This is a genomic window from Streptomyces sp. NPDC005931, assembly GCF_042871235.1.
Lineage (GTDB): Bacteria > Actinomycetota > Actinomycetes > Streptomycetales > Streptomycetaceae > Streptomyces.
The window spans coordinates 88,801-112,769 of sequence record NZ_JBIAIG010000001.1 but is presented as its reverse complement, the minus strand read 5'-3'; the positions used below and the strand labels follow the sequence as shown (position 1 = coordinate 112,769).

Below are 23,969 nucleotides of genomic sequence, written 5' to 3'. Positions count from 1 at the left end.
CCGCATCATCCTCCGGGTGGGGCCGACTGTGCGGCTTCCAGGAGCCCGGCGAGTTCCACCAGGTCCGTCCCGGTGAGCCGGGGCAGCGCGCAGCCGGAGAGGGTCCGGCAGCTCTCCCGCCAGGACCGGGGGATCGCCGCGCCGCCGCCGAGCGCGCCGGTGAGGGCGCCGGTGAGGGCGGGCGCGGAGTCCGCGACCCGGGACAGGCAGGCCGCCGCGGGAACCGCCTGCGCGATCCGGCCCTGGGCGGCGGTCGCCAGGGCGAGGGCGACGGGGACCGTCTCGGCGGCGGCGACGCCGTAGCTGTAGACGTGGTCGACGATCTGGTGCTCTAGCGGCGGGACCAGCGCGAAGGCGCACTCCGCGGCGGCGGCCAGCGTCAGCGCGTGGCGGGCGTTGCGGCCGATCTCCGTCTGCGCGGGGAGTTCGGCGAGCGCGGCGGCCACGCAGGCGTGCACGTCCGCGCCGGCCAGTGCGAGCGCCACCGCGGCGGCCATGGCGCGGGCACCGTGCACGCCGTCGCCGTCCTGGGTGTAGCGGGCGTCGAACTCGGCCAGGGCGGCGGCGCCCCCCGGGTCGCCGGGGTGGGCGACGGCCAGCACGCAGGCCCGGACGCAGGCGGCGTCGTCGAAGTAGTGCGGATTGTCGTGGCCGGTGGCGGGAGGGCGCAGACCGGTGGCGAGGTTGCCGAGCCCGGCCCGCACCGAGATGCGGGCGCGCAGGGGGAGCACCGCGGACTCGATCTCGGGAGCGCGCTGGGCCGCCGCGGCGACCTCCGCGGCGGCGGCGTTCCAGGTGAGGTCGATCGCGGCTCTCGTGCGGCGCTCGCGGCTCAGGTCGCCGAGCGCTCCGTCGTCGCCGGCGAGCAGCATGGCCTCGGCGGCGAACGCCGCCCACTCGGCGTCGTCGGAGGGGCCGAGGCGCAGGGGCTCGGGGGACTGGTTCAGGGCGATGGGGACGGGGAGCGTGGTGGTGGCGTTCTGCTCGGCGAAGGTGTCGAGTTCGCGGGTGAGGCGGCGGGTCCACTCGGGCATGCGGGCGGCGCGGTGGCGGGCGGCGGGCCAGCCGGCGGCGTCGCCCGCGGCGAGGCCGAGGAGGAGGCCCTCCACCCGGCGGGGAGTGGGGCGGTGCGCGGCCTCGGGCCTGCCGTCGGCCCTGGTGCCCCCGTCCGCCCCGTCCGTGTGTTCGTCGTGGGGTGCGGGCAGCCCCTGCGGGGCGCTCTCGCCGTCGGTTGGCGCGGGTGGTGCCGCGACCGGTGCCGGTGCGGCTTCGCCCAGTGCCGTCACGGCGTCACCTCCGGGGTCAGCAGGTCCGCCACGCCGAGCACGTGGTGGCCCGCCATGGCGGGCAGGCAGGTGCCGCGGGCGGGACCGATGGCCGCCGCCCAGGCGGCCGGGATCGCCGAGGCGCCGTGGGTCGCGCCGGCCAGGGCGCCCGCCACCGCCGCCGTGGTGTCGGCGTCCCGGCCCATGTTCACGGCCATCAGCACCGATGCCTCGAAGTCGCCGTCGGCCGCCGCGTACGCGCCGAAGGCGAGGGCGACCGCCTCGGGTGCCAGGTCGGTCCAGGGGTAGCCGCCGATCACCACCGCCGAGCGGACCGCGCGCTCGCCGAGGTGGGCCGCGGTGACCGCGCGGCGCAGCGAGCGGGCGGTCCAGGAGTCCTCCGGTACGACGGCCAGGGCCGAGGCGACCACCGCGACCGGCGGTGCCCCGGCCATCGCCGCGGCGACGCCCGCCGCGACCGCCTGCCCGCCGTGGATGCCCTCGCCGTCGTGGCTGACCGAGCCGTCGATCGCCGCCAGCCGGGCCGCCTCGGCGGGGCGCCCGGCCGCGAAGACGCCGTGCGGCGCCGCCCTCATCGCCAGCCCGTCGCTCCAGGCGTGTCGGTGTTGGGCGGATACGGGGGCGGCCAGTCCCCGGCGCAGGTTCTCCAGGGTGCCGCGCTCACTGAATCCGGCCCCGCGGAAGGGGCCCTCGGCACGGTCGGCGATCCACTCGTGCCAGGCGGCCTCGACGTGCGCCGGGCTCAGCGCGGAACCGTGCCGGGCCAGCAGCAGACCGGAGAAGATCGCGTACTCGGTGTCGTCCGTGCCCGCGGGGTGCTGTGCCACGTACCCCGTGATGCGGCCCCATCTGGCGCGGATCTCCGAGGGCTTCAGGTTCTCCGCCGGGGCGCCCAGCGCGTCGCCGACCGCCAGGCCGAGCAGTGCGCCGCGCGCCCGTTCGCGCAGTGCGGCGCCGCCGGGCACCGGGACGGAGGACATGCAGGCGGTCGAAGCCATACGCGGCTCTCCTCTCAGGGGCGCCCCGAGAGGCGCGAGGCCCTTTGCGGAACTGTCCCCGGCGCGGCCCGCGGCGCAGCCTGACACGCCTCAGCGTCACCCGGTCGACCGGTGTGCGACCATCTACACAACCGGGCGAAGCCTGCAAAACCGCAGGTTAGCGCAGCCTTTCCTTGCTGGCGGAGGGCTCCGGCGAGGCATAGGTTTGGTGTGGTCAAAAAATAGAACCCGTCCAAACTAGTTTCCCTGGGGGGACGCGATGGCCATCATCGAGACCGAGGCGGCGCTTCACGAGGCGCACCGCGACAACCACACCCACCGGGACGTCAACGGCGGCTGGCTGCGCCCCGCGGTGTTCGGCGCGATGGACGGACTTGTCTCCAACCTCGCCCTGATGACCGGCGTCGCCGGAGGGTCGGTCGGCCAGCAGACCGTTGTGCTCAGCGGCCTCGCCGGCCTGGCCGCCGGAGCCTTCTCCATGGCCGCCGGCGAGTACACCTCCGTCGCCTCCCAGCGCGAGCTGGTCGAGGCCGAACTGGACGTCGAGCGGCGTGAACTGCGCAAGCATCCCAAGGACGAGGAGGCCGAGCTCGCCGCGCTGTACGAGGCCCGCGGCGTCGAGCCCAAGCTCGCCCGCGAAGTGGCCCGGCAACTGTCGAAGGACCCCGAGCAGGCCCTGGAGATCCACGCCCGCGAGGAACTGGGCATCGACCCCGGTGACCTGCCCTCGCCCGCCGTGGCCGCCGTCTCGAGCTTCGGCTCCTTCGCGCTGGGTGCCCTGCTCCCCGTACTGCCCTATCTGCTGGGCGCGAGCAGCCTGTGGCCGGCCGTGCTGGTGGCCCTGCTCGGGCTCTTCCTGTGCGGTGCCGTGGTCGCCAGGGTGACCGCCCGGACCTGGTGGTACAGCGGCCTGCGGCAGCTCGCCCTGGGCGGTGCCGCCGCCGGTGTGACCTACGCCCTGGGCACACTGTTCGGAACGGCCGTAGGATGAGTGGGCTCGGACTTATGCGTCGGACCGCATAAGTAGTCGTTACTCGCTGGTTTCGACCGCATGACCACCGGGCATGAGCCGTAAGCGCTGTGGGCAATGAGGCCTGCGGCGCGCCCGCAGGAGGGGCGACGAAGCCCTTCCCGCCCTGACGGGCCGACCGGACACCGATCTGTCCCGCTCGGTCCCCCACAGCTTCCGCCGCCAGGCGCGCGACCCCCGCCGCGCCCCGTGCGGTGTCCGCATGATGGAACGGAGTATCCCGGTTCCCGAGAACCACTCCATCATGTAACCTGCACGAAATTTCGCACCTACGCAGAGGGCCAACGTCGTCCCTCGGCACTTGCACATGCCACATGACGACGACGGGAGAGCCGATGCGTACGCCGCGCCAGCCGTCCCAGCACTCCGCGAATGGCCAGAACTGGTCCTTCATGGATGCTCGCCCTGCTGCGCAGGGTATGTACGACCCCCGCAACGAGCACGACGCCTGCGGCGTCGGCTTCGTCGCCACCCTCACCGGCGAGGCGTCCCACACCCTGGTCGAGCAGGCCCTCACCGTCCTGCGCAACCTGGAACACCGCGGCGCCACCGGCTCCGAGCCCGACTCCGGCGACGGAGCGGGCATCCTCTCCCAGGTCCCCGACACCTTCTTCCGCGAGGTGGCCGGATTCGAACTGCCCGAGGCCGGTGCCTACGCCGTCGGCATCGCCTTCCTGCCGGAGGACGGCACCGAGGACGCCGTCGCGCGGATCGAGACCGTCGCCGCCGCCGAGGGCCTGACCGTCCTCGGCTGGCGCGAGGTGCCGGTCGCCCCCGAACTCCTCGGCGCCACCGCCCGTTCGACGATGCCGGTGTTCCGGCAGATCTTCGTCACGGACGGGGTCGGCAAGGGCATCGACCTCGACCGCAGGGCGTTCGTGCTGCGCAAGCGCGCCGAGCGCGAGGTGGGCGTCTACTTCCCGTCGCTGTCCGCGCGGACCATCGTCTACAAGGGCATGCTGACCACCGGCCAGCTCGAGCCCTTCTTCCCGGATCTGTCCGACCGCCGCTTCGCGTCCGCGATCGCGCTCGTGCACTCCCGGTTCTCCACCAACACCTTCCCGTCGTGGCCGCTCGCCCACCCGTACCGGTTCGTCGCGCACAACGGTGAGATCAACACCGTCAAGGGCAACCGCAACTGGATGGTCGCCCGCGAGTCGCAGCTGGTCTCCGACCTGTTCGGCGCCTCCACGGACCTGGAGCGGATCTTCCCGGTCTGCACGCCCGACGCCTCGGACTCCGCGTCCTTCGACGAGGTGCTCGAACTGCTCCACCTCGGAGGACGCTCGCTGCCGCACTCCGTGCTGATGATGATCCCGGAGGCGTGGGAGAACCACGACTCCATGGACCCGGCCCGGCGCGCCTTCTACCAGTTCCACTCCACGCTGATGGAGCCCTGGGACGGCCCCGCCTGCGTCACCTTCACCGACGGCACCCAGGTCGGCGCCGTGCTCGACCGCAACGGCCTGCGCCCCGGCCGCTACTGGGTCACCGACGACGGCCTCGTCGTCCTCGGCTCCGAGGTCGGCGTCCTCGACATCGACCCCGCGAAGGTGGTCCGCAAGGGCCGCCTCCAGCCCGGCCGCATGTTCCTGGTGGACACCGCCGAGCACCGCATCATCGAGGACGACGAGATCAAGGCCCAGCTCGCCGCCGAGAAGCCCTACGCCGAGTGGCTGGAGGCCGGCGAGATCGAGCTGGGCGACCTGCCCGAGCGTGAGCACATCGTGCACACCCACGCCTCGGTCACCCGCCGCCAGCAGACCTTCGGCTACACCGAGGAAGAACTGCGTGTCATCCTCGCGCCGATGGCCAAGGCCGGTGCGGAGCCCATCGGTTCCATGGGCACCGACTCGCCGATCGCCGCGCTGAGCGAGCGCCCGCGCCTGCTCTTCGACTACTTCACCCAGCTGTTCGCGCAGGTCACCAACCCGCCGCTGGACGCGATCCGCGAGGAACTGGTTACCTCCCTGCGCAGCTCGCTCGGCCCGCAGGGCAACCTGCTCGACCCGAGCGCGGCCTCCTGCCGCTCCGTCGTGCTGCCCTTCCCGGTGATCGACAACGACGAGCTGGCCAAGCTCATCCACATCAACGCCGACGGCGACATGCCCGGCTTCAAGGCCGCGACCCTGTCCGGCCTGTACCGGGTGCACGGCGGCGGCGACGCCCTCGCCGCGCGCATCGAGGAGATCTGCGCCGAGGCCGACGCCGCCATCGACAACGGCGCCCGCCTGATCGTCCTGTCCGACCGGCACTCGGACGCGGAGCACGCGCCGATCCCGTCGCTGCTGCTCACCGCGGCCGTCCACCACCACCTCATCCGCACCAAGCAGCGCACCCAGGTGGGCCTGCTGGTCGAGGCCGGTGACGTCCGCGAGGTCCACCACGTCGCCCTGCTCATCGGCTACGGCGCCGCCGCCGTCAACCCGTACCTGGCGATGGAGTCGGTCGAGGACCTGGTCCGCGCCGGCACCTTCCTGCCCGGCATCGAGCCCGAGCAGGCCATCCGCAACCTGATTTACGCCCTCGGCAAGGGCGTGCTGAAGGTCATGTCCAAGATGGGCATCTCGACCGTCGCCTCCTACCGCGGCGCCCAGGTCTTCGAGGCCGTCGGTCTCGACCAGGGCTTCGTCGACACGTACTTCAACGGCACCGCCACCAAGATCGGCGGAGTCGGCATCGACGTCGTCGCCCAGGAGGTCGCCGCCCGCCACGCCAAGGCCTACCCCGCCTCCGGGATCGCCCCCGCGCACCGCGCGCTGGAGATCGGCGGCGAGTACCAGTGGCGCCGCGAGGGCGAGCCGCACCTGTTCGACCCGGAGACGGTCTTCCGCCTCCAGCACTCCACGCGCACCGGCCGCTACGACATCTTCCAGAAGTACACCGAGCGCGTGAACGAGCAGTCCGAGCGCCTGATGACGCTGCGCGGGCTCTTCGGCTTCACCTCGGACCGCGAGCCGGTCCCCATCGAAGAGGTCGAGCCGGTCTCCGCGATCGTCAAGCGGTTCTCCACGGGCGCCATGTCGTACGGCTCCATCTCCCAGGAGGCGCACGAGACCCTCGCCATCGCCATGAACCAGCTGGGCGGCAAGTCCAACACCGGTGAGGGCGGCGAGGACCCGGAGCGCCTGTACGACCCGGCGCGCCGCTCGTCCATCAAGCAGGTCGCCTCCGGCCGCTTCGGTGTGACCAGCGAGTACCTGGTCAACTCCGACGACATCCAGATCAAGATGGCCCAGGGCGCCAAGCCCGGCGAGGGCGGCCAGCTGCCCGGCCACAAGGTCTACCCGTGGGTGGCGAAGACCCGGCACTCGACGCCCGGCGTGGGCCTGATCTCCCCGCCGCCGCACCACGACATCTACTCCATCGAGGACCTGGCCCAGCTGATCCACGACCTCAAGAACGCGAACCCGCAGGCGCGGATCCACGTCAAGCTGGTCTCGGAGGTCGGCGTCGGCACCGTCGCGGCGGGTGTGTCCAAGGCGCACGCGGACGTGGTGCTGATCTCCGGCCACGACGGCGGCACCGGCGCGTCCCCGCTGACCTCGCTGAAGCACGCGGGCGGCCCCTGGGAGCTCGGCCTTGCCGAGACCCAGCAGACCCTGCTGCTGAACGGCCTGCGCGACCGCATCGTCGTGCAGACCGACGGCCAGCTGAAGACCGGCCGCGACGTCGTCATCGCCGCGCTGCTCGGCGCCGAGGAGTTCGGCTTCGCCACCGCGCCGCTGGTCGTCTCCGGCTGCGTCATGATGCGCGTCTGCCACCTGGACACCTGCCCGGTCGGCATCGCCACGCAGAACCCGGTGCTGCGCGACCGGTTCTCCGGCAAGGCCGAGTACGTGGTGAACTTCTTCCAGTTCATCGCCCAGGAGGTCCGCGAGCTGCTCGCCGAGCTGGGCTTCCGCTCCATCGAGGAGGCCGTCGGCCACGCCGAGGTCCTCGACGTCACCCGCGCGGTGAACCACTGGAAGGCGCAGGGCCTCGAGCTGGCCCCGCTGTTCCACGTGCCGGAGCTGCCCGACGGCGCCGTCCGCCACCAGGTCGTCGCCCAGGACCACGGGCTGGAGAAGGCGCTCGACAACGAGCTGATCAAGCTCGCCGCCGACGCCCTCGCCGCCCCCAGCGCGGACGACGCCCAGCCGGTGCGCGCCCAGGTCGCCATCCGCAACATCAACCGCACGGTCGGCACCATGCTCGGCCACGAGGTGACGAAGAGGTTCGGCGGTGCCGGCCTGCCCGACGACACCATCGACATCACCTTCACCGGCTCCGCCGGCCAGTCGTTCGGCGCCTTCGTCCCGCGCGGTGTCACGCTGCGCCTGGAGGGCGACGCCAACGACTACGTCGGCAAGGGCCTGTCCGGCGGCCGGATCGTGGTCCGCCCGGACCGGGGCGCCGACCACCTCGCCGAGTACAGCGTCATCGCGGGCAACACCATCGCGTACGGCGCGACCGGCGGCGAACTGTTCCTGCGCGGCCGGACCGGTGAGCGGTTCTGCGTCCGCAACTCCGGCGCGCTGGTCGTCTCCGAGGGCGTGGGCGACCACGGCTGCGAGTACATGACCGGCGGTCACGCCGTCGTGCTCGGCGAGACGGGCCGCAACTTCGCGGCCGGCATGTCGGGCGGCGTCGCCTACGTCATCGACCTCGACCGCGACAACGTCAACGCCGGCAACCTCGACGCGATCGAGGCGCTGGACGACACCGACCGGCAGTGGCTGCACGACGTGGTCCGCCGCCACCGGGAGGAGACCGGCTCGACCGTCGCCGAGAAGCTCCTGGCCGACTGGGACACCGCGGTCGAGCGCTTCAGCAAGATCATCCCCAGCACGTACAAGGCAGTGCTCGCCGCCAAGGACGCCGCCGAGCGAGCCGGTCTCTCCGAGTCCGAGACCCACGAGAAGATGATGGAGGCGGCGATCAATGGCTGATCCGAAGGGCTTTCTGAACCACGGCCGTGAGGTCGCCAAGACCCGCCCCGTCGAAGAGCGCGTCAAGGACTGGAACGAGGTCTACGTCCCCGGCTCGCTGCTGCCGATCATCAGCAAGCAGGCCAGCCGGTGCATGGACTGCGGCATCCCGTTCTGTCACAACGGCTGCCCGCTGGGGAACCTGATCCCCGAGTGGAACGACTACGCCTACCGCGAGGACTGGGCCGCCGCCTCCGAGCGGCTGCACGCCACCAACAACTTCCCGGAGTTCACGGGCCGGCTGTGCCCCGCCCCGTGCGAGTCGGCGTGCGTGCTGGGCATCAACCAGCCGCCGGTCACCATCAAGAACGTCGAGGTCTCGATCATCGACAAGGCGTGGGAGACCGGGGACGTCGCCCCGCAGATCCCGGAGCGCCTGTCCGGCAAGACCGTCGCGGTCGTCGGCTCGGGCCCCGCGGGCCTGGCCGCCGCCCAGCAGCTGACCCGGGCCGGCCACACGGTGGCGGTGTACGAGCGCGCGGACCGCATCGGCGGCCTGCTGCGCTACGGCATCCCCGAGTTCAAGATGGAGAAGCGGCACATCAACCGCCGTATCGAGCAGATGCGCGCGGAGGGCACCAAGTTCCGCACCGGCATCGAGATCGGCCGGGACATGCCGGCGACCGCGCTGCGCAAGCGGTACGACGCCGTCGTCCTGGCCGTCGGCGCCACCACCGCGCGCGACCTGCCGGTGCCGGGCCGCGAGCTCAAGGGCGTCTACCAGGCCATGGAGTACCTGCCGCTGGCCAACAAGGTGCAGGAGGGCGACTACGTCTCCCCGCCGATCTCGGCCGAGGGCAAGCACGTCGTCGTGATCGGCGGCGGTGACACCGGTGCCGACTGCGTGGGCACCGCCCACCGCCAGGGCGCGGCCTCCGTCACGCAGCTGGAGATCATGCCCCGTCCGACGGAGGAGCGGAACGCGGTCTCCCAGCCGTGGCCGACCTTCCCGATGCTCTACAAGGTCACCAGCGCCCACGAGGAGGGTGGTGAGCGGGTCTACTCCGTCTCCACCACCCACTTCGAGGGCGACCAGGACGGCAACGTCCAGTGGCTGCACCTGGTGGAGGTCGAGTTCGTCGACGGCAAGCTGACCCAGAAGCCCGGCACCGAGCGCAAGATCCCGGCTCAGCTGGTCACCCTCGCCATGGGCTTCACCGGCACCGACCGGGAGAACGGCCTGGTCGAGCAGTTCGGCCTGGAGCTCGACGAGCGCGGCAACATCGCCCGCGACGCCGACTTCCAGACCAACGTGCCGGGCGTCTTCGTCGCCGGTGACGCCGGCCGTGGCCAGTCGCTCATCGTGTGGGCGATCGCGGAGGGCCGCTCGGCCGCCCGCGGCTGCGACCGCTTCCTGACCGGCGCCAGCGACCTGCCGGCGCCGATCCGCCCGACCGACCGCGCGCTGACCGTCTGACGGTCCGCACCCCCAGGTGACCTGACGGTCCCTCACACACGTCCCGTACAAAGGCGTACGGAACACAGGTGGCGCCTGCCCGCCAGTCCCCGACCGGACGACTGGGCAGGCGCCTCCGCCTGTTCTCCGGCCGGGCCGCTACGGCAGCCGGTACGTCTCGCCGTACACCTGCCACGTGAGCGGCGTGTCCAGTTCCAGGTTGCCCGCGCGCAGGAAGCGGAGCTGGGCCGTGTCGACGCGGGAGGTGTCGGCGTCGGGCCGCTTCGCCCGCATCGCCGCGCGGCGCACCTCGAGGAACGCCTCCAGGTAGGCCTTCTCACTGCCGCCCTCGCCCGGTGTCCTGGCCTTGAGCATGGCCTTCTCCCGCACGCCGTAGAAGCCCTCGGGGCTCGGGTCGGGGCCGTGCTGGACCATCGCGTCGTAATAGACGAACTGACCGAGGGTGCCCAGCCCGTCGAGCTTGGCCATGCGCACCGCCGGGTCGAAGTAGGTGCGGTCGCGCTCCTCGTCCTGCGCCCTGCGGAACTCCGGCCGCTGCGACTCGGCCCGCCAGGCCTCCGTGAAGCCCGGGTCCAGGCCCTCGTGCGAGTCCGTTCCGTCCACCTCGCGCAGCGCGGGCAGGAACGGCGCGAGCCGGTTGTCCGGGTGCTCCTGGGTGTACCGCTCGACCAGGGCCAGCAGGTCGTGGGTACCGGTGCAGAAGCCCACGACGCCCGCCGTGTAGCCGACGCCGTCGTTCCGGTCCTCGATCCGGCCGTAGGTGTCCCGCCAGCGCAGGGTGGAGTGCACGGCACTCGCCAGGACCTGCTGGGCGAGCTCCTTCTTCGCCGGGGCGGCCAGCCCCGGCGGGCGGGACGCGACCACCTCGTCGTCCTTGGCCCGCTCCGACTCCGCCCGCGCCTTGGCCTCCTCGCGGGAACCGGGGGACGCCGCCGCGTACGGGTCGCCCGTCGAGGTGCCGGACTCCCCGGGCCGGAGCAGGAAGAAGACCGCCGCCGCGAGCGCGAGCAGGGGAAACGCCACGGACAGCAGCAGAGCCGAACGCTTCACTGGAAGACACCTCCGCCGGTCAGCCCGGCCACCTTCACCATCACCGCCACCGAGAGCAGCACCAGCAGCCCCAGGCACACACCCGCCTGCACCACGGTTCGGCGCCGGCCCCGGGGCGCGTAAGCGTACGTCACGGCCACCGCGGCGCCCGTCAGCAGCCCGCCGAGATGCCCCTCCCAGGACGTGAAGGCCGCGGAGACCACCAGCCACAGCAGCAGCCCGGCCAGGAACCGGTTCACCGCGCTCATGTCGGCGCCGATCCGGCGGGCCATCACGTAGTACGCGGCGCCGACCCCGAAGATCGCCCCGGACGCGCCGACCGCCAGGTCCCGGGGAGCGATCAGCAGCACCAGCACCGAGCCGCCGAGCGCCGACAGCAGATACAGGACCAGGTGGTGCACCCGCCCCAGCATCGGCTCGACCAGCCGGCCCAGGTTCCACAGCGCCACCATGTTCATCACGACGTGCAGGATCCCGAACGTCTCCCCGGCGGGCGGCAGATGGAGGAAGGCACCGGTCAGCAGCCGGTACCACTCACCGTCCACCAGCCCCTCGGCGTGGAAGTCCCCGACGTACGGGCCGTCGACCCACACGTAGTGCTCGCCGTCCGGCCCGACGAGCCCCGCGCCCAGCATCGCGAACCGGTCCACGATCTCCGGCCGCACCAGCTCGGCGACATACACCAGCACGTTGACCGCGATCAGCGCGTACGTCACCACGGGCACCGCCGACAGCTGGCCGCCCACCAGGGTGCGCGCCTGCCGCACCGACCGCGCGCCCTCCCTCACGCACTCGGGGCACTGATGTCCCACGGCCGCCTCCCGCATGCAGTCCGGGCAGATGTACCGCTCGCAGCGCATGCAGCGGACGTGGCACTCCACCCTGCTGTGGCGGTAGCAGGTGGTGACGGCGGACTCGGCATCCAAGGGGCCGGCTCCTCGCGGGTCGACGGGTATGAGCCGGTGGGGACGGCGGCGAACAAAATAGCGAACGCTGGTGGGCGCAGGGAGGGGCGGGGTCGCCGTGCCGTACGCTCGGGGCGGGTTCCGGTGCCCGAGCAGCCGGTGCCGGTGATCGAGGGGGGAGCTCACATGGCCGCGATCAGTCTCCGCAAGGTGGAGGAGACCGCGCCCGCGCTGACCGGCCCGTACAAGGCGGCCGGGATCTCACTCGCCAAGCACGGCCTCGACGGGCTGCGGGCCGCGGTCTACCTGGTGGTCGACTACTCCGGCTCGATGAAGCCGTACTACGACGACGGCAGCGTGCAGGCGCTCGCCGACCGGGTGCTGGGCCTGTCCGCCCACCTCGACGACGACGGCACCGTGCCGGTGGTGTTCTTCTCCACCGACGTCGACGCCGTCACCGACATCGCCCTCGGCGACCACCGGGGCGCCGTCGAACGCATCGTGGCCGGACTCGGGCACATGGGCAGGACCAGCTACCACCTGGCCATGGACGCGGTCATCGACCACTACCTCGACAGCGGGGCCACCGAGCCCGCGCTGGTCGTCTTCCAGACCGACGGCGGCCCCGTCAACCGGCTCGCCGCGGAGCGGTACCTGTGCAAGGCGGCCCGGCTGCCCCTCTTCTGGCAGTTCATCGGATTCGGCGACCCGGGCAGCCGGCAGTTCGAGTACCTGCGCAGACTGGACGAACTCGCCGTACCCGACAAGCGGATCGTCGACAACGCGGGCTTCTTCCACGCGGGCCGCAACCCCCGCAAGGTCGCGGACGCCGAACTGTACGACCGGCTGGTGGGAGAGTTCCCCAAGTGGCTGGTGGCCGCCCGCGCCCAGGGCATCGTACGGGCGTAGCAGCACCGACGACGGCCCCCGGACCCGACCCACGCAAGAAGCGGGCTCCGCATCGACAGAACCTGACGGAGGAGAGGAGCGGACACGGACGCGATCGTGTCTCGCATCCGTGCCCGGATGACTGCGCGGGGACTCCCCAGGGCTCCTCGGCGCGACGTGCCGACGCACCCTGCCGCTCGGCCGACGCCGCAGTCGCCCACGGGTCCGGCAGCGAAGGCGCCGATCACCGTGAACGAGATCACCCGACAGGGGTCGGTCCCAGCGGGGCGCCCGCCGACGAGCAGCCGCGGTCGTCGGCGAGGTGCCGAGGCGCAGTCAGCGGGACGTCATGCCCAAGCAGGGGTCTGGTTCGCCTGTGCAACGGCATGCCCCCTCCCATGGGGTGCATCATGCGATGCACGGTATCCGCCGCCGCCTACATCCAGTCGGTGGCGGCGGACAGGGCGGCCCGATCGTCGAGGAAGGACGTTCCGACGACCGCCGCGGCCACCCCACGACGACGGGCCGACGGGCCCCCACGGCCCGACGGACGCGGCAGCCACGTGGCGCGATACCTACGTGTCGCACTCCAGCACCGTCCGGCACAATCCGCACCGCGCCCGCACCCGCCCCCGTACCGGCACCCGGATCCGCTGCCGGCAGGTCGGGCACGGAAAGGACACCCGCAGCGGACCGCCAGTGTCCGGGCCGTCCGCGGTGAAGGCGTAGGAGACGTCCGCTCGCGGAGCGGACGGACCCGGTCGGCCGACGTGGTGGTCCTGCGCGTGACGGCGGTCCCGGGCGTAGCGGCGGCGCCCCGCCCAGCCCGCGGCCGTCAGCGGCGGCTGCTGCTCGTCCCGGCGGGCCAGCGCCATGCCCTTCCCGTAGGCCGTGTACGCCTGCGGACTGGTGAACCACAACGAGGGGTCCTCGCCGAACAGCAGCGACCGCTTCGCCAGCACGTACCCGAACTCCTCCGGCGTGAGATAGCCCAGCTTCTGCGACGACACCCCGTCCTCCCGGAACGCGTCCAGCAGCAGCCAGCCGGCGCCCAGGTACGTCGCCGCCGTGTCGGTGAGGATCTCGTTGTCCCGGGTGCCGGAGAACGACAGACCCAGGCGGTGCAGATACACGTGCATCACCTCGTGGGCCAGCGCCGCCCCGATGTCCCGCCGATGCGTACGGAACCGGTCGTTCAGCTCGACGAAGTACTCCGGACCCGCGGCCAGTTCGACGTTCGCCGCGTGCTGCATCTCCCGGAACCCGACGATCAGCCGCGCGTCCGGCAACCGGTAGTGCCGCACCAGCTCCCGCGCCACCCGCTGCGCCCCCAGATGAAGATCGTCGGTGTCGCAGAACGCCACGTCGGCCGGGGGCACGCTGATGGCGAACGTCCGGATCGTGTCGTACGACAGGCGCCGGTACAGCGCGGTGATCGCCGTCCGCACCGTCTCCAGGTGCGGAAAGCCGTGCTCGACCGGTCCGCCGTCCGCCACGCCTCACCCCCAGGACGCCCTGCCCCCGGTTCCACTGTACGGCCCGCCCCGGCGACGGCCGAGACGCACGAGGCCACCGGGACCGGCCCACGGGGACCGGGCCCGCGCGCCCGGACCGCCCCGTAGGCTGACCCCCCATGACCACCAGCAACACCGGTACCGGTGACGTCGACCCCGCCGTCCGCGAGGAGCTCGCCCGGCTGCGCGACAGCATCGACAACATCGACGCGGCCGTCGTCCACATGCTCGCCGAACGCTTCAAGTGCACCCAGCAGGTCGGCCGCCTCAAGGCCCGGCACCAGCTGCCGCCCGCCGACCCGGCACGCGAGGCCCGCCAGATCGCCCGGCTGCGCACCCTCGCCGAGAACGCCAAACTCGACCCGGCCTTCGCGGAGAAGTTCCTGACCTTCATCATCGCCGAGGTGATCCGCCACCACGAAAGCATCGCCGACGACACCGTGAACGGCTCCACCCCCACCGCGGGCTGACGCGAACGCCCTCCCCGGGGAGTGACACGCGGCCCCGCACGGTGCATGCTGCGCTGTGCACTCCTTGTCAGCCGGCGAGCACCACGCGTCAGCACCCCGGACAGAGCATTCGGTCCCCCACGAGGAGGGACGTCCGCCATGCCGCAGGCAGCCAGGATCCTCATCGTCGACGACCACGACGACACCCTGTACGCGCTGGAGAGCGCCCTGGCCCCGCTGGGCCACCTGCTGGGCCGGGCCACCAGCGGCGAGCAGGCACTCAAACAGGTGCTGCGGGGCCACGTCGGCCTGCTGCTCCTCGACGTCCGCATGCCGGGCGCCGGCGGCCTGGAGGTCGTGCGCTACATGCGCCGCCTGGAACAGACCCAGCACATCCCCGTCGTCCTCCTCACCGGCTTCGGCCCCGACCAGGAACTCAGCTCCGCCGCCTACGCCCTCGGCGTCGCCGACCTCGTCACCAAACCCGTCGACCCCTGGGCACTGCGCACCAAGATCCGCCACCTCTACGACGCCCACCAGCGCCAGCTCGCCCTGCAACGCGAGATCCGCGAACTGCGGACCTTGCTGAAGGAACGCACCGGCCACCCCGGACACCCCGGCCACCCCGCACCGGCGGCCCCCACCCACCCAGCACCGGCGGCCCCCACCCACCCCGCGCCGCCCGCCCCCGCGCCCCCCGCGGCCCTCGCCCTGCCCCACCCGCACACCCGGGTACCTCCCGAACACCCCAGGGGGGCGCCCACCGCGCTCCAACGCGACCGGACATAGGGCGCGTACCGATCCACCTCTGTGCCTCGCCAACGGCATCAGGCAGCATGGCCTGCATGTCCGTACTGACGCGCGACGAAGCGCAGACCCGTGCAAGGCTCCTCGACGTCCACCGCTACACGATCGAACTCGATCTGACCACCGGGGACGAGACCTTCGACTCCCGCACCCTGATCCTGTTCACCGTCCGCGCCGACCAGGACGCCACGGACACCTTCGTCGAGGTCAAGCCCGCCGAGCTGCGTAGCGTCACCCTGGACGGACAGCCCCTCGACCCGGAGACCCTCGACGGCAACAGGCTGCACCTGAAGAACCTCACCCCCGGCGAGCACCGACTGCGCGTGGACGCCTCCATGCGCTACTCCCGCACCGGCGAGGGCATGCACCGCTTCACCGACCCCACCGACGGTGAGACCTACGTCTACACCCAGCTCTTCATGGACGACGTCCAGCGCGTCTTCGCCGCCTTCGACCAGCCCGACCTCAAGGCCGTCTTCGAGCTGACCGTCACCGCCCCCGGGAACTGGAGTGTCCTCGCCAACGGCATCACCGAGCACCTCGGCGACGGCCGCTGGCGCGCCGCCCCCACCCCGCTGATCTCCACCTACCTCGTCGCCGTCGCGGCCGGCCCGTGGCACTCGGTGCGCACCCAGCACCGCGGACTGCCCTTCGGCCTCCACTGCCGCCGCTCGCTCGCCCCCCACCTGGACGCGGACGCCGACGAACTCCTCGACATCACACGCGCGTGCTTCGACCGCTACCACGAGAAGTTCCAGGAGCCCTACCCCTTCGACTCCTACGACCAGGCGTTCGTACCCGAGTTCAACGCGGGCGCCATGGAGAACCCCGGACTGGTCACCTTCCGCGACGAGTTCGTCTACCGCTCCGCCGTCACCGACACCGAACGCCAGACCCGCGCGATGGTCGTCGCCCACGAGATGGCCCACATGTGGTTCGGCGACCTCGTCACCCTCAAGTGGTGGGACGACATCTGGCTGAACGAGTCCTTCGCCGAGTACATGGGCTACCAGACCCTCACCGAGGCCACCCGCTTCCGCGACACCTGGACCGACTTCGGTGTCGTCCGCAAGGCCTGGGGCTACGACGCCGACCAGCGTCCCTCCACCCACCCCGTCGCCCCCGACAACGTCCCGGACACCGCCTCCGCGCTGCTCAACTTCGACGGCATCTCCTACGCCAAGGGCGCCTCCGCACTGCGCCAGCTCGTCGCCTGGCTCGGCGAGAAGGACTTCCTCGACGGCATCAACACCCACTTCACCCGGCACCGGTTCGCCAACGCCACCCTCACCGACTTCATCGACTCCCTCGCCGCCGCCACCGACCGCGACGTCCACGCCTGGGCCGACGCCTGGCTGCGCACCAGCGGCGTCGACCGGCTCACGGCATCCGTGGAGTCCCGCCCGGGCGAGTGGACCCTCGCCCTCGACCGGGAGGGCAGCCGCCCGCACCGCGTCACCGTCGGCGTGTACGACCGCGACCTCAGCGACGGCCGCACCCTCGTCCTGCGGGAACGCTACGAGACCGACGTCCCGCACGTCCGCGTCCCCGAGCCCCGCGCCGGCACCCGGCCCGCCCTCGTGGTCCCCAACGACCTGGACCTGACCTACGCCAAGGTCCGCCTCGACGAGGTGTCCCTGGAGACCGCCCTGCGCGGCCTGTCCGGCATCCCCGACGCGCTCACCCGCGCGGTCGTCTGGAACACCCTGCGCGACATGGTGCGCGACGGCGAACTCGAGCCGGGGACCTACCTCGCGACGGCCGGCACCCACCTGCCCGAGGAGACCGACCTCGCCATCGCCCAGGGCGTCCTCGCCTTCACCTCCGTCCACATCGCCGACCGCTACCTCGCCCCAGGGGAACGCCCCGCCGCCCTCTCCACCCTCAGCACCCTGTGCCGCGACCTCATCCGCCGCACCGAGGACGGCGACCACCCCGGCCTGCGCCTGATCGCCGTACGGCACTTCATCGACACCGCCGCCCACCCGGAGACCATCACCGCCTGGCTCGCCGAGGGCACCGTCCCCGGCGGCCCGGAGCTCGACCCCGAACTGCGCTGGCGGGTGCTGTCCCGGCTCGCCGTGCTCGGCGCCACCGACGAGGACGCCATCGCCGCCGAACTCGAACGCGACCCCAGCGCCAGCGGCCGGGAGGCCGCCGCCCGCTGCCGGGCCGCCCTTCCCGACGAGGACGCCAAGGCCCGGGCGTGGGAGGCCATGTTCGGCTCCGACGAGCGGACGGAGCTGTCGAACTACCTCTTCACCGCCACCGCCCAGGGCTTCTGGCAGCCCGAACAGGCCGAGCTGCTGCGCCCGTACGTGCCCCGCTACTACAAGGACGCCGTCGCCCTCGCCGCCCGCCGCGGCCCCGCCATCGCCGAGGCCGCCGGCCGCTGGGCCTTCCCCGCCCACGCCGTCGACGCGGAGAACCTGAAACTCGGCGAGAAGTGCCTGCGCAAGGCCGACCCCATCCCCGCGCTCCGCCGCAAACTCGTCGACCAACTCGACGACCTGGCCCGCGCACTGCGCGTCCAGGAGGCGTAGCCGCAGCACGGGCCCCCCGCGCACCGCCGGCCTCCGGGTGGGGGCGCGGGCAGCGCGCGGGCGAGCAGCGGGGAGCGCGCAGCACGAGGCCGGGGAGTGGGCTCGTCGTCGGGGGCGCGGCTCGCCCCGGGTACGTCGCGCACTGGTCGCGCGCTGGTCGCGGCGCACGACTCCGGTGACTGCGCGTTCCCGCGCGGGAAGCGCCCCCCTTCGGGCCGCCGCCGTTCCTCGCGCCGTGTGGGACGCGGGAGCACCGTCGAGGTCACCGCGGTGGGGTCACGCCCAGCAGGCGCACGGCGACGTGCGCCTCGGCGCCGGTCCCGCCACGTGGAACCCTCCACGGCGCCACCCTCCCGCGCACGGCCGCTCCCCGAGCCCAGTTCCCGCACGCGGTCGTTCCCCGGCCCGCTTCCCGCGCGAGCCCCTCACCGGCTGCGCTGTCCACAGGGGTTTCTGCGGCCGCCGCCGCGGGTCCTTCTTCGGCTGTGCCGCTCGCACGGCGTGCTTCGCCCGGCCGTCGGGGGCCTTCCGGGCCGGGCTTGCGCACCAGGGCGGTGTCAGGCCGGGCTCGCCGGCACGGGCACTCTCCGCGGCCATGTCCGCGTGAGGTTCGGGTCCGGTCTGCTTGCCCGGCGGTGGCGTTGGTGTCGTTCGTCGCGCGGAGCCGTTGCTGCCCTGCGTTCCGTGTTGGTGGTCTCGTCCCGCTGCTTGCCCGCACGGGCGGCCATGCGGCCGTGCGGCCGTGCTTCCGGCACAAAAGGTTGTTCGCCGGTCCGCTTCCCGACGCGGTCCTCTGTCCGGCCGCGTCGTCCGCGCGGGGGCTTCTCCGGCCGCCCCCGCCGCGGTCCACACCAGCCGCCCCCGTCAGGGTCCGCACCGGCTGCATCACCCGCGCGGGGCCCTTTCCCGTCCGGCCCTCCCGTGCCGCGGCCGTCGTCCCGCCCGCTTCCCCCGTGCCGCGGCCGTCGTCCCGCCCGCTTCCCCCGTGCCGCGGCCGTCGTCCCGCCCGCTTCCCCCGTGCCCGGCGCCCCTGCCCCGCCGTCCCCCGCGCCATCCCCCGCACAGGGGACGTACCCCCCTCACCGTCCGCTCGTTGGGTCTTCCGGGCGCGTCACCGCACCGCGCGGGAGGTGACGTCCTCCCCGCGGAACGTCCCCGCACCGCGCCCTGGAGGACCCCCCATGAGCACACCGCCCCTCGCCTCGGGCCCCCAAGGCCCCCACAACCTGCGGCCGTTGCTCGACACCGTCCTCGACGCGCTGAACACCGGCACGCACGCCCGCGGCGGGCCGCTGCCCCCGGGAGGGCCGGGCGCGGTCGCCGACCGGATGCGGGGCGCCCTCGGCGACGTACTGCCCGACCGGGGCGACCCCGACGCCCTGCGCGCCCTGGTCCACGCCCTCGCCGAAGGCGCCGCAGACCCGGCCCACCCCCTGTGTGCCGCCCATCTGCACAGCCCGCCCCTCGCCGTCGCGGTCGCCGCCGACCTCGCCGTGTCCGTCCTCAACCCCTCCCTCGACTCCTGGGACCAGGCCCCGGCCGCATCCGCCCTGGAAACCCTCGTCACCGAGGCGCTCGCCCGCGAGACCGGTCACACCGACTGCCTCGTCACCACCGGCGGCACCGAGTCCAACCATCTCGCCCTCCTCCTCGCGCGCGAGGCGCACGGCGGCGCCGTACGACTCCTCCACGGGGCCAACGCCCACCACTCGCTCCCGCGCGCCGCCTGGCTGCTCGGCCTGCCCGACCCCGTCGCCGTCCCCGCGCCGGCCGGCACCCTCGACCCCGTCGCCCTCGACGAGGCCCTCACCCACGTGCCCGGCCCCGTCGTCGTGGCCGCCACCGCCGGCACCACCGACTCCGGACTGGTCGACCCCCTGCCCGAGATCGCCGCCCGCTGCGCCGCCCACGGCGCCCGCCTCCACATCGACGCCGCCTACGGCGGGGCCCTCCTCCTCAGCGACCGCCACCGGCCGAAGCTCGCCGGTATCGACGCCGCCCACACCATCACCCTCGACCTGCACAAACTCGGCTGGCAGCCGGTCGCCGCCGGCCTCCTCACTGTCCGCGACCCGCGCGACCTCACCGTCCTTCACCAGCGCGCCGACTACCTCAACGCCGACGACGACACCGACGCCGGGCTGCCCGACCTCCTCGGCCGCTCCCTGCGCACCACCCGCCGCCCCGACATCCTCAAGATCGCCATCACCCTGCGCACCCTCGGCCGCGACGGCCTAGGCGCCCTCGTCGACCAGGTCTGCGCCCGGGCCCGTGAGTTCGCCGGACTCGTCGACCACGACCCCCGCTTCGAGCTGCACGACCGGCCCACCATCAGTACGGTCCTCTTCCGGCCCGCCCATGCCGGCGACACCGCCGTCGCCGCCACCCGGCGGGCCCTGCTCACCACCGGCCGCGCCGTCCTCGGCCGTGCCCGCGCCGACGGCCGGCTCTGGCTCAAGGCCACTCTCCTCAACCCTGCCGCCCGGACCGCCGACCTGGCCGCCCTCCTCGACCTCGTGCACACCCACGTACCGGCCGTGGACCCCTCGACACCGGCCCCGGACCCCTCGACACCGGCCCCGGACCCCTCGACACCGGCCCCGGACCCCTCGACACCGGCCCCGGACCCCTCGACACCGGCCCCGGACCCCTCCACACCGGCCGTGGACGCCCACCTCACCGAAGCGGTCGCCCCCCGCCCGGAAGGACCCACCCCCCGATGACCCCCGCCCCCCACACCTCCGACCGCCCCCGCGACCTCGTCGGCATCGGCATCGGCCCCTTCAACCTCTCCCTCGCCGCCCTCGCCCATCCCCTCACCGGCCTCGACACCGCCTTCTACGACCAGCGCCCCGCCTTCTCCTGGCACCCCGGCCTGCTCCTAGACGACGCCACCGTCCAGGTCCCCTTCCTGGCCGACCTCGTCACCCTCGTCGACCCCACCAGCCCCTGGACCTTCCTAAACCACCTCCGGGCCCGCGAGCGCCTGTTCCCCTTCTACTTCTCCGAGCACTTCCACGTCCGCCGCACCGAATACGACGCCTACTGCCGCTGGGTGGCCGCCCACCTCCCCGCACTCCACTTCGGCCACCAGGTCGACGCCGTCCGCTGGAACCCCCGACGCGCGCTGTTCGAGGTCGACTTCACCCAGCTCGACGCCGACGGCGAGGCCGAGGCCCTCGGCCGCACCCCTGCCAGGAACGTCGTCATCGGCATCGGCACCGAGCCCCACGTCCCCCGCCCCCTCACCCCCCTCGTCCACACCCCCGGCGCCCTCGTGATCCACTCCGACGACTACCTCGACCACCGCGACGCCCTGCTCGCCGCCGGGCACGTCACCGTCGTCGGCACCGGACAGTCCGGCGCCGAGATCTTCCTCGACCTGCTGCGCCACCGGCCCGTCGGCCGGGAACGGCTCCACTGGCTCGGCCGCACCGACGCCTTCACCCCCATGGAGTACTCCAAGCTCGGCCTGGAACACTTCACCCCCGACCACACCCGCTACTTCCACGCCCTCGCCGAACCCGTCCGCGACCGGCTCGTCCCCGCGCAGTGGCAGCTCCACAAGGGCATCGACGCCGCCACCCTCGCCGCCGTCCACGACGAGCTCTACCGACGCACCCTCGGCGGCGGCTGGCCCGACGCCGTCCTCACCCCCGGCGTCCGCGTCCGCACCGCCGGCCGCCTCGCCACCGGCCGGGTCGAACTCCACCTCGAACACACCCGGCAGGACACCCGCTCCCGCCTCACCACCGACGCCGTCGTCCTCGCCACCGGCCACCGCCCGCGCCCCCTCGACCCCCTCCTCACCGCCCTCGCCCCCCACATCCGCCGCGACGCGAGCCAACGACCGCAGGTCGACGAGCACTTCCGCCTCGTCCTCGACCCGAGCGTCACCGGCGCGGTGTACGTCCAGAACGCCGAGACGCACACCCACGGCGTCGGCGCCCCCGACCTGGGCCTGGCCGCCTGGCGCAGCGCGGTCGTCCTCAACTCCCTCACCGGCGAGGAGACCTACCCCCTGCCCACCCGCACCGCGTTCACCACCTTCGGCCTGCGGCCACCGGAACGGCAGGTCCCGCCCGCCCGGCGAGCACGACAGCTCACCCCATGGGCGGACGGGACCTGAAGGCGCCAACCGACGCGAGGATCAGAACACCGGCGTGCCGTCCCGCGTCAGCCTCCAGTCCACCGACGCGAAGTCCTTCGGATCCAGCACACCCTTCGCCGTCACCCACTCCGCGATCCGCGTACGGATCTCCGTCGACTCCGCCCACAGCTCCTTCGCCGACGCCACGTGCGGGAACGCACCACCGCCGTTCGCCCGGTAGTTGTTCACCGCGAACACGAACTGCCGGGCGTCGTCCAGCGGAGCCCCGCCGAACGTGAGGTTCCTGATCCGCGCCCCGGCCGGCTGCGCTATGTCGATGTCGTACGCCAGCCCCGACACGTAGTCGTAGTTGTAGTCCGGACGGCCGTTCGCGTTCGTCAGCTTCGCCACGTCCACCGGCTCACCGGCCGCCGTCCGCACGAAGTACTCCGCCGAGTACTCCAGGTACGCCCGGAGCTGCGCCCCCGTCATCAGCTTCGCGACCAGCGTGTTGTCGTACACGTACAGGCTCGACAGGTCCCGGATCGTCACCTGGCCCGCCGGGATCTCCGAGGTCCGCGAGAACGGCGACGCCTGCGACAGCACCGGCAGCGAGGCGTACTCCGTGCCCGCCAGCGCCGCCCTGACCACGTCCTCCTGGACCTTGTTGATCAGGTCGACGATCGGCGCGTCCCTGTAGCGCGCCTCCGCCGTCGTCAGTGTCTCGGTGGCCGTGCCCACCACCTGGTTGACGTACTCCACGACCCGCGCGTGCTCGTCCGACAGCAACCGGGTGATCGCCGGGTCGTCCTCGACCGTCGCCGCGTTCCGCAACGACGCCCGGACCGACTCCACCCGCCACCGGCCCCGTTCGAAGACCAGCTCGAAGTCGAACAGCGTCAGCCGCTCCGCGTAGCACAGCGGCTCCGACAGCACGACCGCCCTGCCCGTCTCCTCATTGGTGACCAGCAGCTCGGCGATCTCCTTGTGCGCGTGACCGACCAGGATCGCGTCGATCCCCGGAACCGTCCGCGCCACGTTCGCCGCCGCATTCTCCACGTACGGCAACTGGTCACCGTACGACGACGTCCCCGAGGAGCCGGAGTGCGCCGACACCACGACCACGTCCGCGCCCATCGAGCGCAGCTTCGGCACCCACTTCGCCGCCTGCTCCTCCAGACCAGGAAACGTCAGCTTCCCCTGCACGTACGCCTTGTCCCAGATCGCGATGCCCGGGTTCGTCAGCCCCAGCACCGCCACCGTCACCGGCGGGCCACCCTGCACGCGGAACTTCTTGACGAAGTACGGGGGGAAGGCGGGCTTCAGCGTCTTCGCGTCCAGTGCGTTGGCACCCAGCAGCGGAAAGTCGCACTGCTGCTCGAACTTGCGCAGCGTCTCGATGCCGTAGTTGAACTCGTGGTTGCCGAGCGCCACCGCGTCGTACCCAATGGCGTTCATCGCCTGTGCCATCGGGTGCACCGGACCGCCCTCGGCGGTGATCGGGTCCACCTTCGCGAAGTAGTACGTCAGCGGGGTGCCCTGGATCGTGTCGCCCGCGTCCAGCAGCAGCGTGTTCTCCCGGCCCTTCTCCTCCCGGACCTGGTTCACCAGCGTCGACACCCGCGCCAGACCCTGGGCGTTGCCGGCCGTGTCGGTGTACTCGGCGTCCTTGAAGTAGTCCCAGTTGAAGACGTGTCCGTGGAGATCCGTCGTCCCCATCACGGTCAGCGCGTACCGCTTCACCGGCTTCCTCCCCCGTCCCGCCTCGACGGCCCCGGCAGCCTCGGCGGCGGGAGCCGCCGCCGTACCCGCCAGCGCCACCCCCGCTCCCGTCACGGCGGACCTCTGCAGGAACTTCCGGCGGTTCAACGGCATGTCAGGTTCTCCTCGACGACGAACAACGCGCGTAGATTCGCGCGACGATTCTGACCTGAACACGTCCATCCCGAACAGACCCCCCAGGTTGCGATCTGATGACCGGCACACGCCCCGCACCGCACGACCGGTGACACAGTGGGACGT

General features: G+C 72.7%; 15 protein-coding genes. 9 read left to right on the top strand and 6 right to left on the bottom strand.

The window, feature by feature from the left end; all coding sequences use genetic code 11:
* Positions 1-5: 5 nt before the first annotated feature.
* Positions 6-1,286 carry an ADP-ribosylglycohydrolase family protein gene (locus ACFYOV_RS00480; protein WP_389080911.1) on the bottom strand — a complete coding sequence of 427 codons (1,281 nt, stop codon included), beginning with the start codon at positions 1,284-1,286 and terminating at the stop codon, positions 6-8.
* The gene (locus ACFYOV_RS00475; protein WP_389080909.1) at positions 1,283-2,284 is read right to left on the bottom strand and encodes an ADP-ribosylglycohydrolase family protein; all 1,002 of its coding nucleotides are present in this window, start codon (positions 2,282-2,284) and stop codon (positions 1,283-1,285) included. The genes ACFYOV_RS00480 and ACFYOV_RS00475 overlap by 4 nt, the downstream gene beginning before the upstream one ends.
* A 259-nt stretch (positions 2,285-2,543) precedes the next feature.
* Between ACFYOV_RS00475 and ACFYOV_RS00470 the strand changes: the two genes are divergently transcribed.
* From ACFYOV_RS00470 to ACFYOV_RS00460, 3 genes are all read left to right on the top strand, one after another.
* Positions 2,544-3,275 carry a VIT1/CCC1 transporter family protein gene (locus tag ACFYOV_RS00470; protein ID WP_389080907.1) on the top strand — a complete coding sequence of 244 codons (732 nt, stop codon included), beginning with the start codon at positions 2,544-2,546 and terminating at the stop codon, positions 3,273-3,275.
* Between the two features lie 374 nt (positions 3,276-3,649).
* Entirely contained in the window at positions 3,650-8,245 is a 4,596-nt protein-coding gene (gltB, locus tag ACFYOV_RS00465; protein ID WP_389082399.1) for a glutamate synthase large subunit, read from the top strand.
* The gene (locus tag ACFYOV_RS00460) at positions 8,238-9,701 is read left to right on the top strand and encodes a glutamate synthase subunit beta (RefSeq protein ID WP_389080905.1); all 1,464 of its coding nucleotides are present in this window, start codon (positions 8,238-8,240) and stop codon (positions 9,699-9,701) included. The genes gltB and ACFYOV_RS00460 overlap by 8 nt, the downstream gene beginning before the upstream one ends.
* 138 nt (positions 9,702-9,839) lie before the next feature.
* Here the strand turns inward: ACFYOV_RS00460 and ACFYOV_RS00455 are convergent, their stop codons facing one another.
* Both ACFYOV_RS00455 and ACFYOV_RS00450 read right to left on the bottom strand, forming a co-directional pair.
* On the bottom strand, positions 9,840-10,751 hold the full coding sequence (locus ACFYOV_RS00455) for a chitosanase (protein ID WP_389080902.1): 912 nt from the start codon (positions 10,749-10,751) through the stop codon (positions 9,840-9,842).
* Complete coding sequence (locus tag ACFYOV_RS00450) at positions 10,748-11,677, bottom strand: rhomboid family intramembrane serine protease (protein ID WP_389080901.1); 930 nt, start codon at positions 11,675-11,677, stop codon at positions 10,748-10,750. The genes ACFYOV_RS00455 and ACFYOV_RS00450 overlap by 4 nt, the downstream gene beginning before the upstream one ends.
* A 165-nt stretch (positions 11,678-11,842) precedes the next feature.
* Between ACFYOV_RS00450 and ACFYOV_RS00445 the strand changes: the two genes are divergently transcribed.
* On the top strand, positions 11,843-12,565 hold the full coding sequence (locus ACFYOV_RS00445) for a VWA domain-containing protein (protein ID WP_389080898.1): 723 nt from the start codon (positions 11,843-11,845) through the stop codon (positions 12,563-12,565).
* Between the two features lie 554 nt (positions 12,566-13,119).
* On the opposite strand, the gene ACFYOV_RS00440 is transcribed toward ACFYOV_RS00445, so the two are convergent.
* A complete protein-coding gene (locus ACFYOV_RS00440; protein WP_389080896.1) occupies positions 13,120-14,040 on the bottom strand; it encodes a hypothetical protein in 921 nt (306 codons plus the stop codon).
* Positions 14,041-14,177: 137 nt separating this feature from the next.
* Here ACFYOV_RS00440 and ACFYOV_RS00435 point away from each other — a divergent pair, with 137 nt between their 5' ends.
* The 5 genes from ACFYOV_RS00435 to ACFYOV_RS00415 all read left to right on the top strand — a co-directional run bounded on the left by ACFYOV_RS00435 (position 14,178) and on the right by ACFYOV_RS00415 (position 21,986).
* On the top strand, positions 14,178-14,528 hold the full coding sequence (locus ACFYOV_RS00435) for a chorismate mutase (RefSeq protein WP_389080894.1): 351 nt from the start codon (positions 14,178-14,180) through the stop codon (positions 14,526-14,528).
* 138 nt (positions 14,529-14,666) lie between these two features.
* Positions 14,667-15,296, top strand: coding sequence for a two-component system response regulator (locus ACFYOV_RS00430; RefSeq protein WP_389080892.1), 630 nt, complete (start codon positions 14,667-14,669; stop codon positions 15,294-15,296).
* A gap of 47 nt (positions 15,297-15,343) precedes the next feature.
* A complete protein-coding gene (gene pepN / locus ACFYOV_RS00425) occupies positions 15,344-17,857 on the top strand; it encodes an aminopeptidase N (protein WP_389080889.1) in 2,514 nt (837 codons plus the stop codon).
* 1,181 nt (positions 17,858-19,038) lie between these two features.
* A complete protein-coding gene (locus ACFYOV_RS00420; RefSeq protein WP_389080888.1) occupies positions 19,039-20,580 on the top strand; it encodes an aminotransferase class V-fold PLP-dependent enzyme in 1,542 nt (513 codons plus the stop codon).
* Entirely contained in the window at positions 20,577-21,986 is a 1,410-nt protein-coding gene (locus ACFYOV_RS00415) for a lysine N(6)-hydroxylase/L-ornithine N(5)-oxygenase family protein (protein ID WP_389080885.1), read from the top strand. The genes ACFYOV_RS00420 and ACFYOV_RS00415 overlap by 4 nt, the downstream gene beginning before the upstream one ends.
* A gap of 21 nt (positions 21,987-22,007) precedes the next feature.
* Here ACFYOV_RS00415 and ACFYOV_RS00410 read toward each other — a convergent pair whose 3' ends face one another.
* A complete protein-coding gene (locus ACFYOV_RS00410) occupies positions 22,008-23,822 on the bottom strand; it encodes a bifunctional metallophosphatase/5'-nucleotidase (protein ID WP_389080883.1) in 1,815 nt (604 codons plus the stop codon).
* Positions 23,823-23,969: the final 147 nt, after the last annotated feature.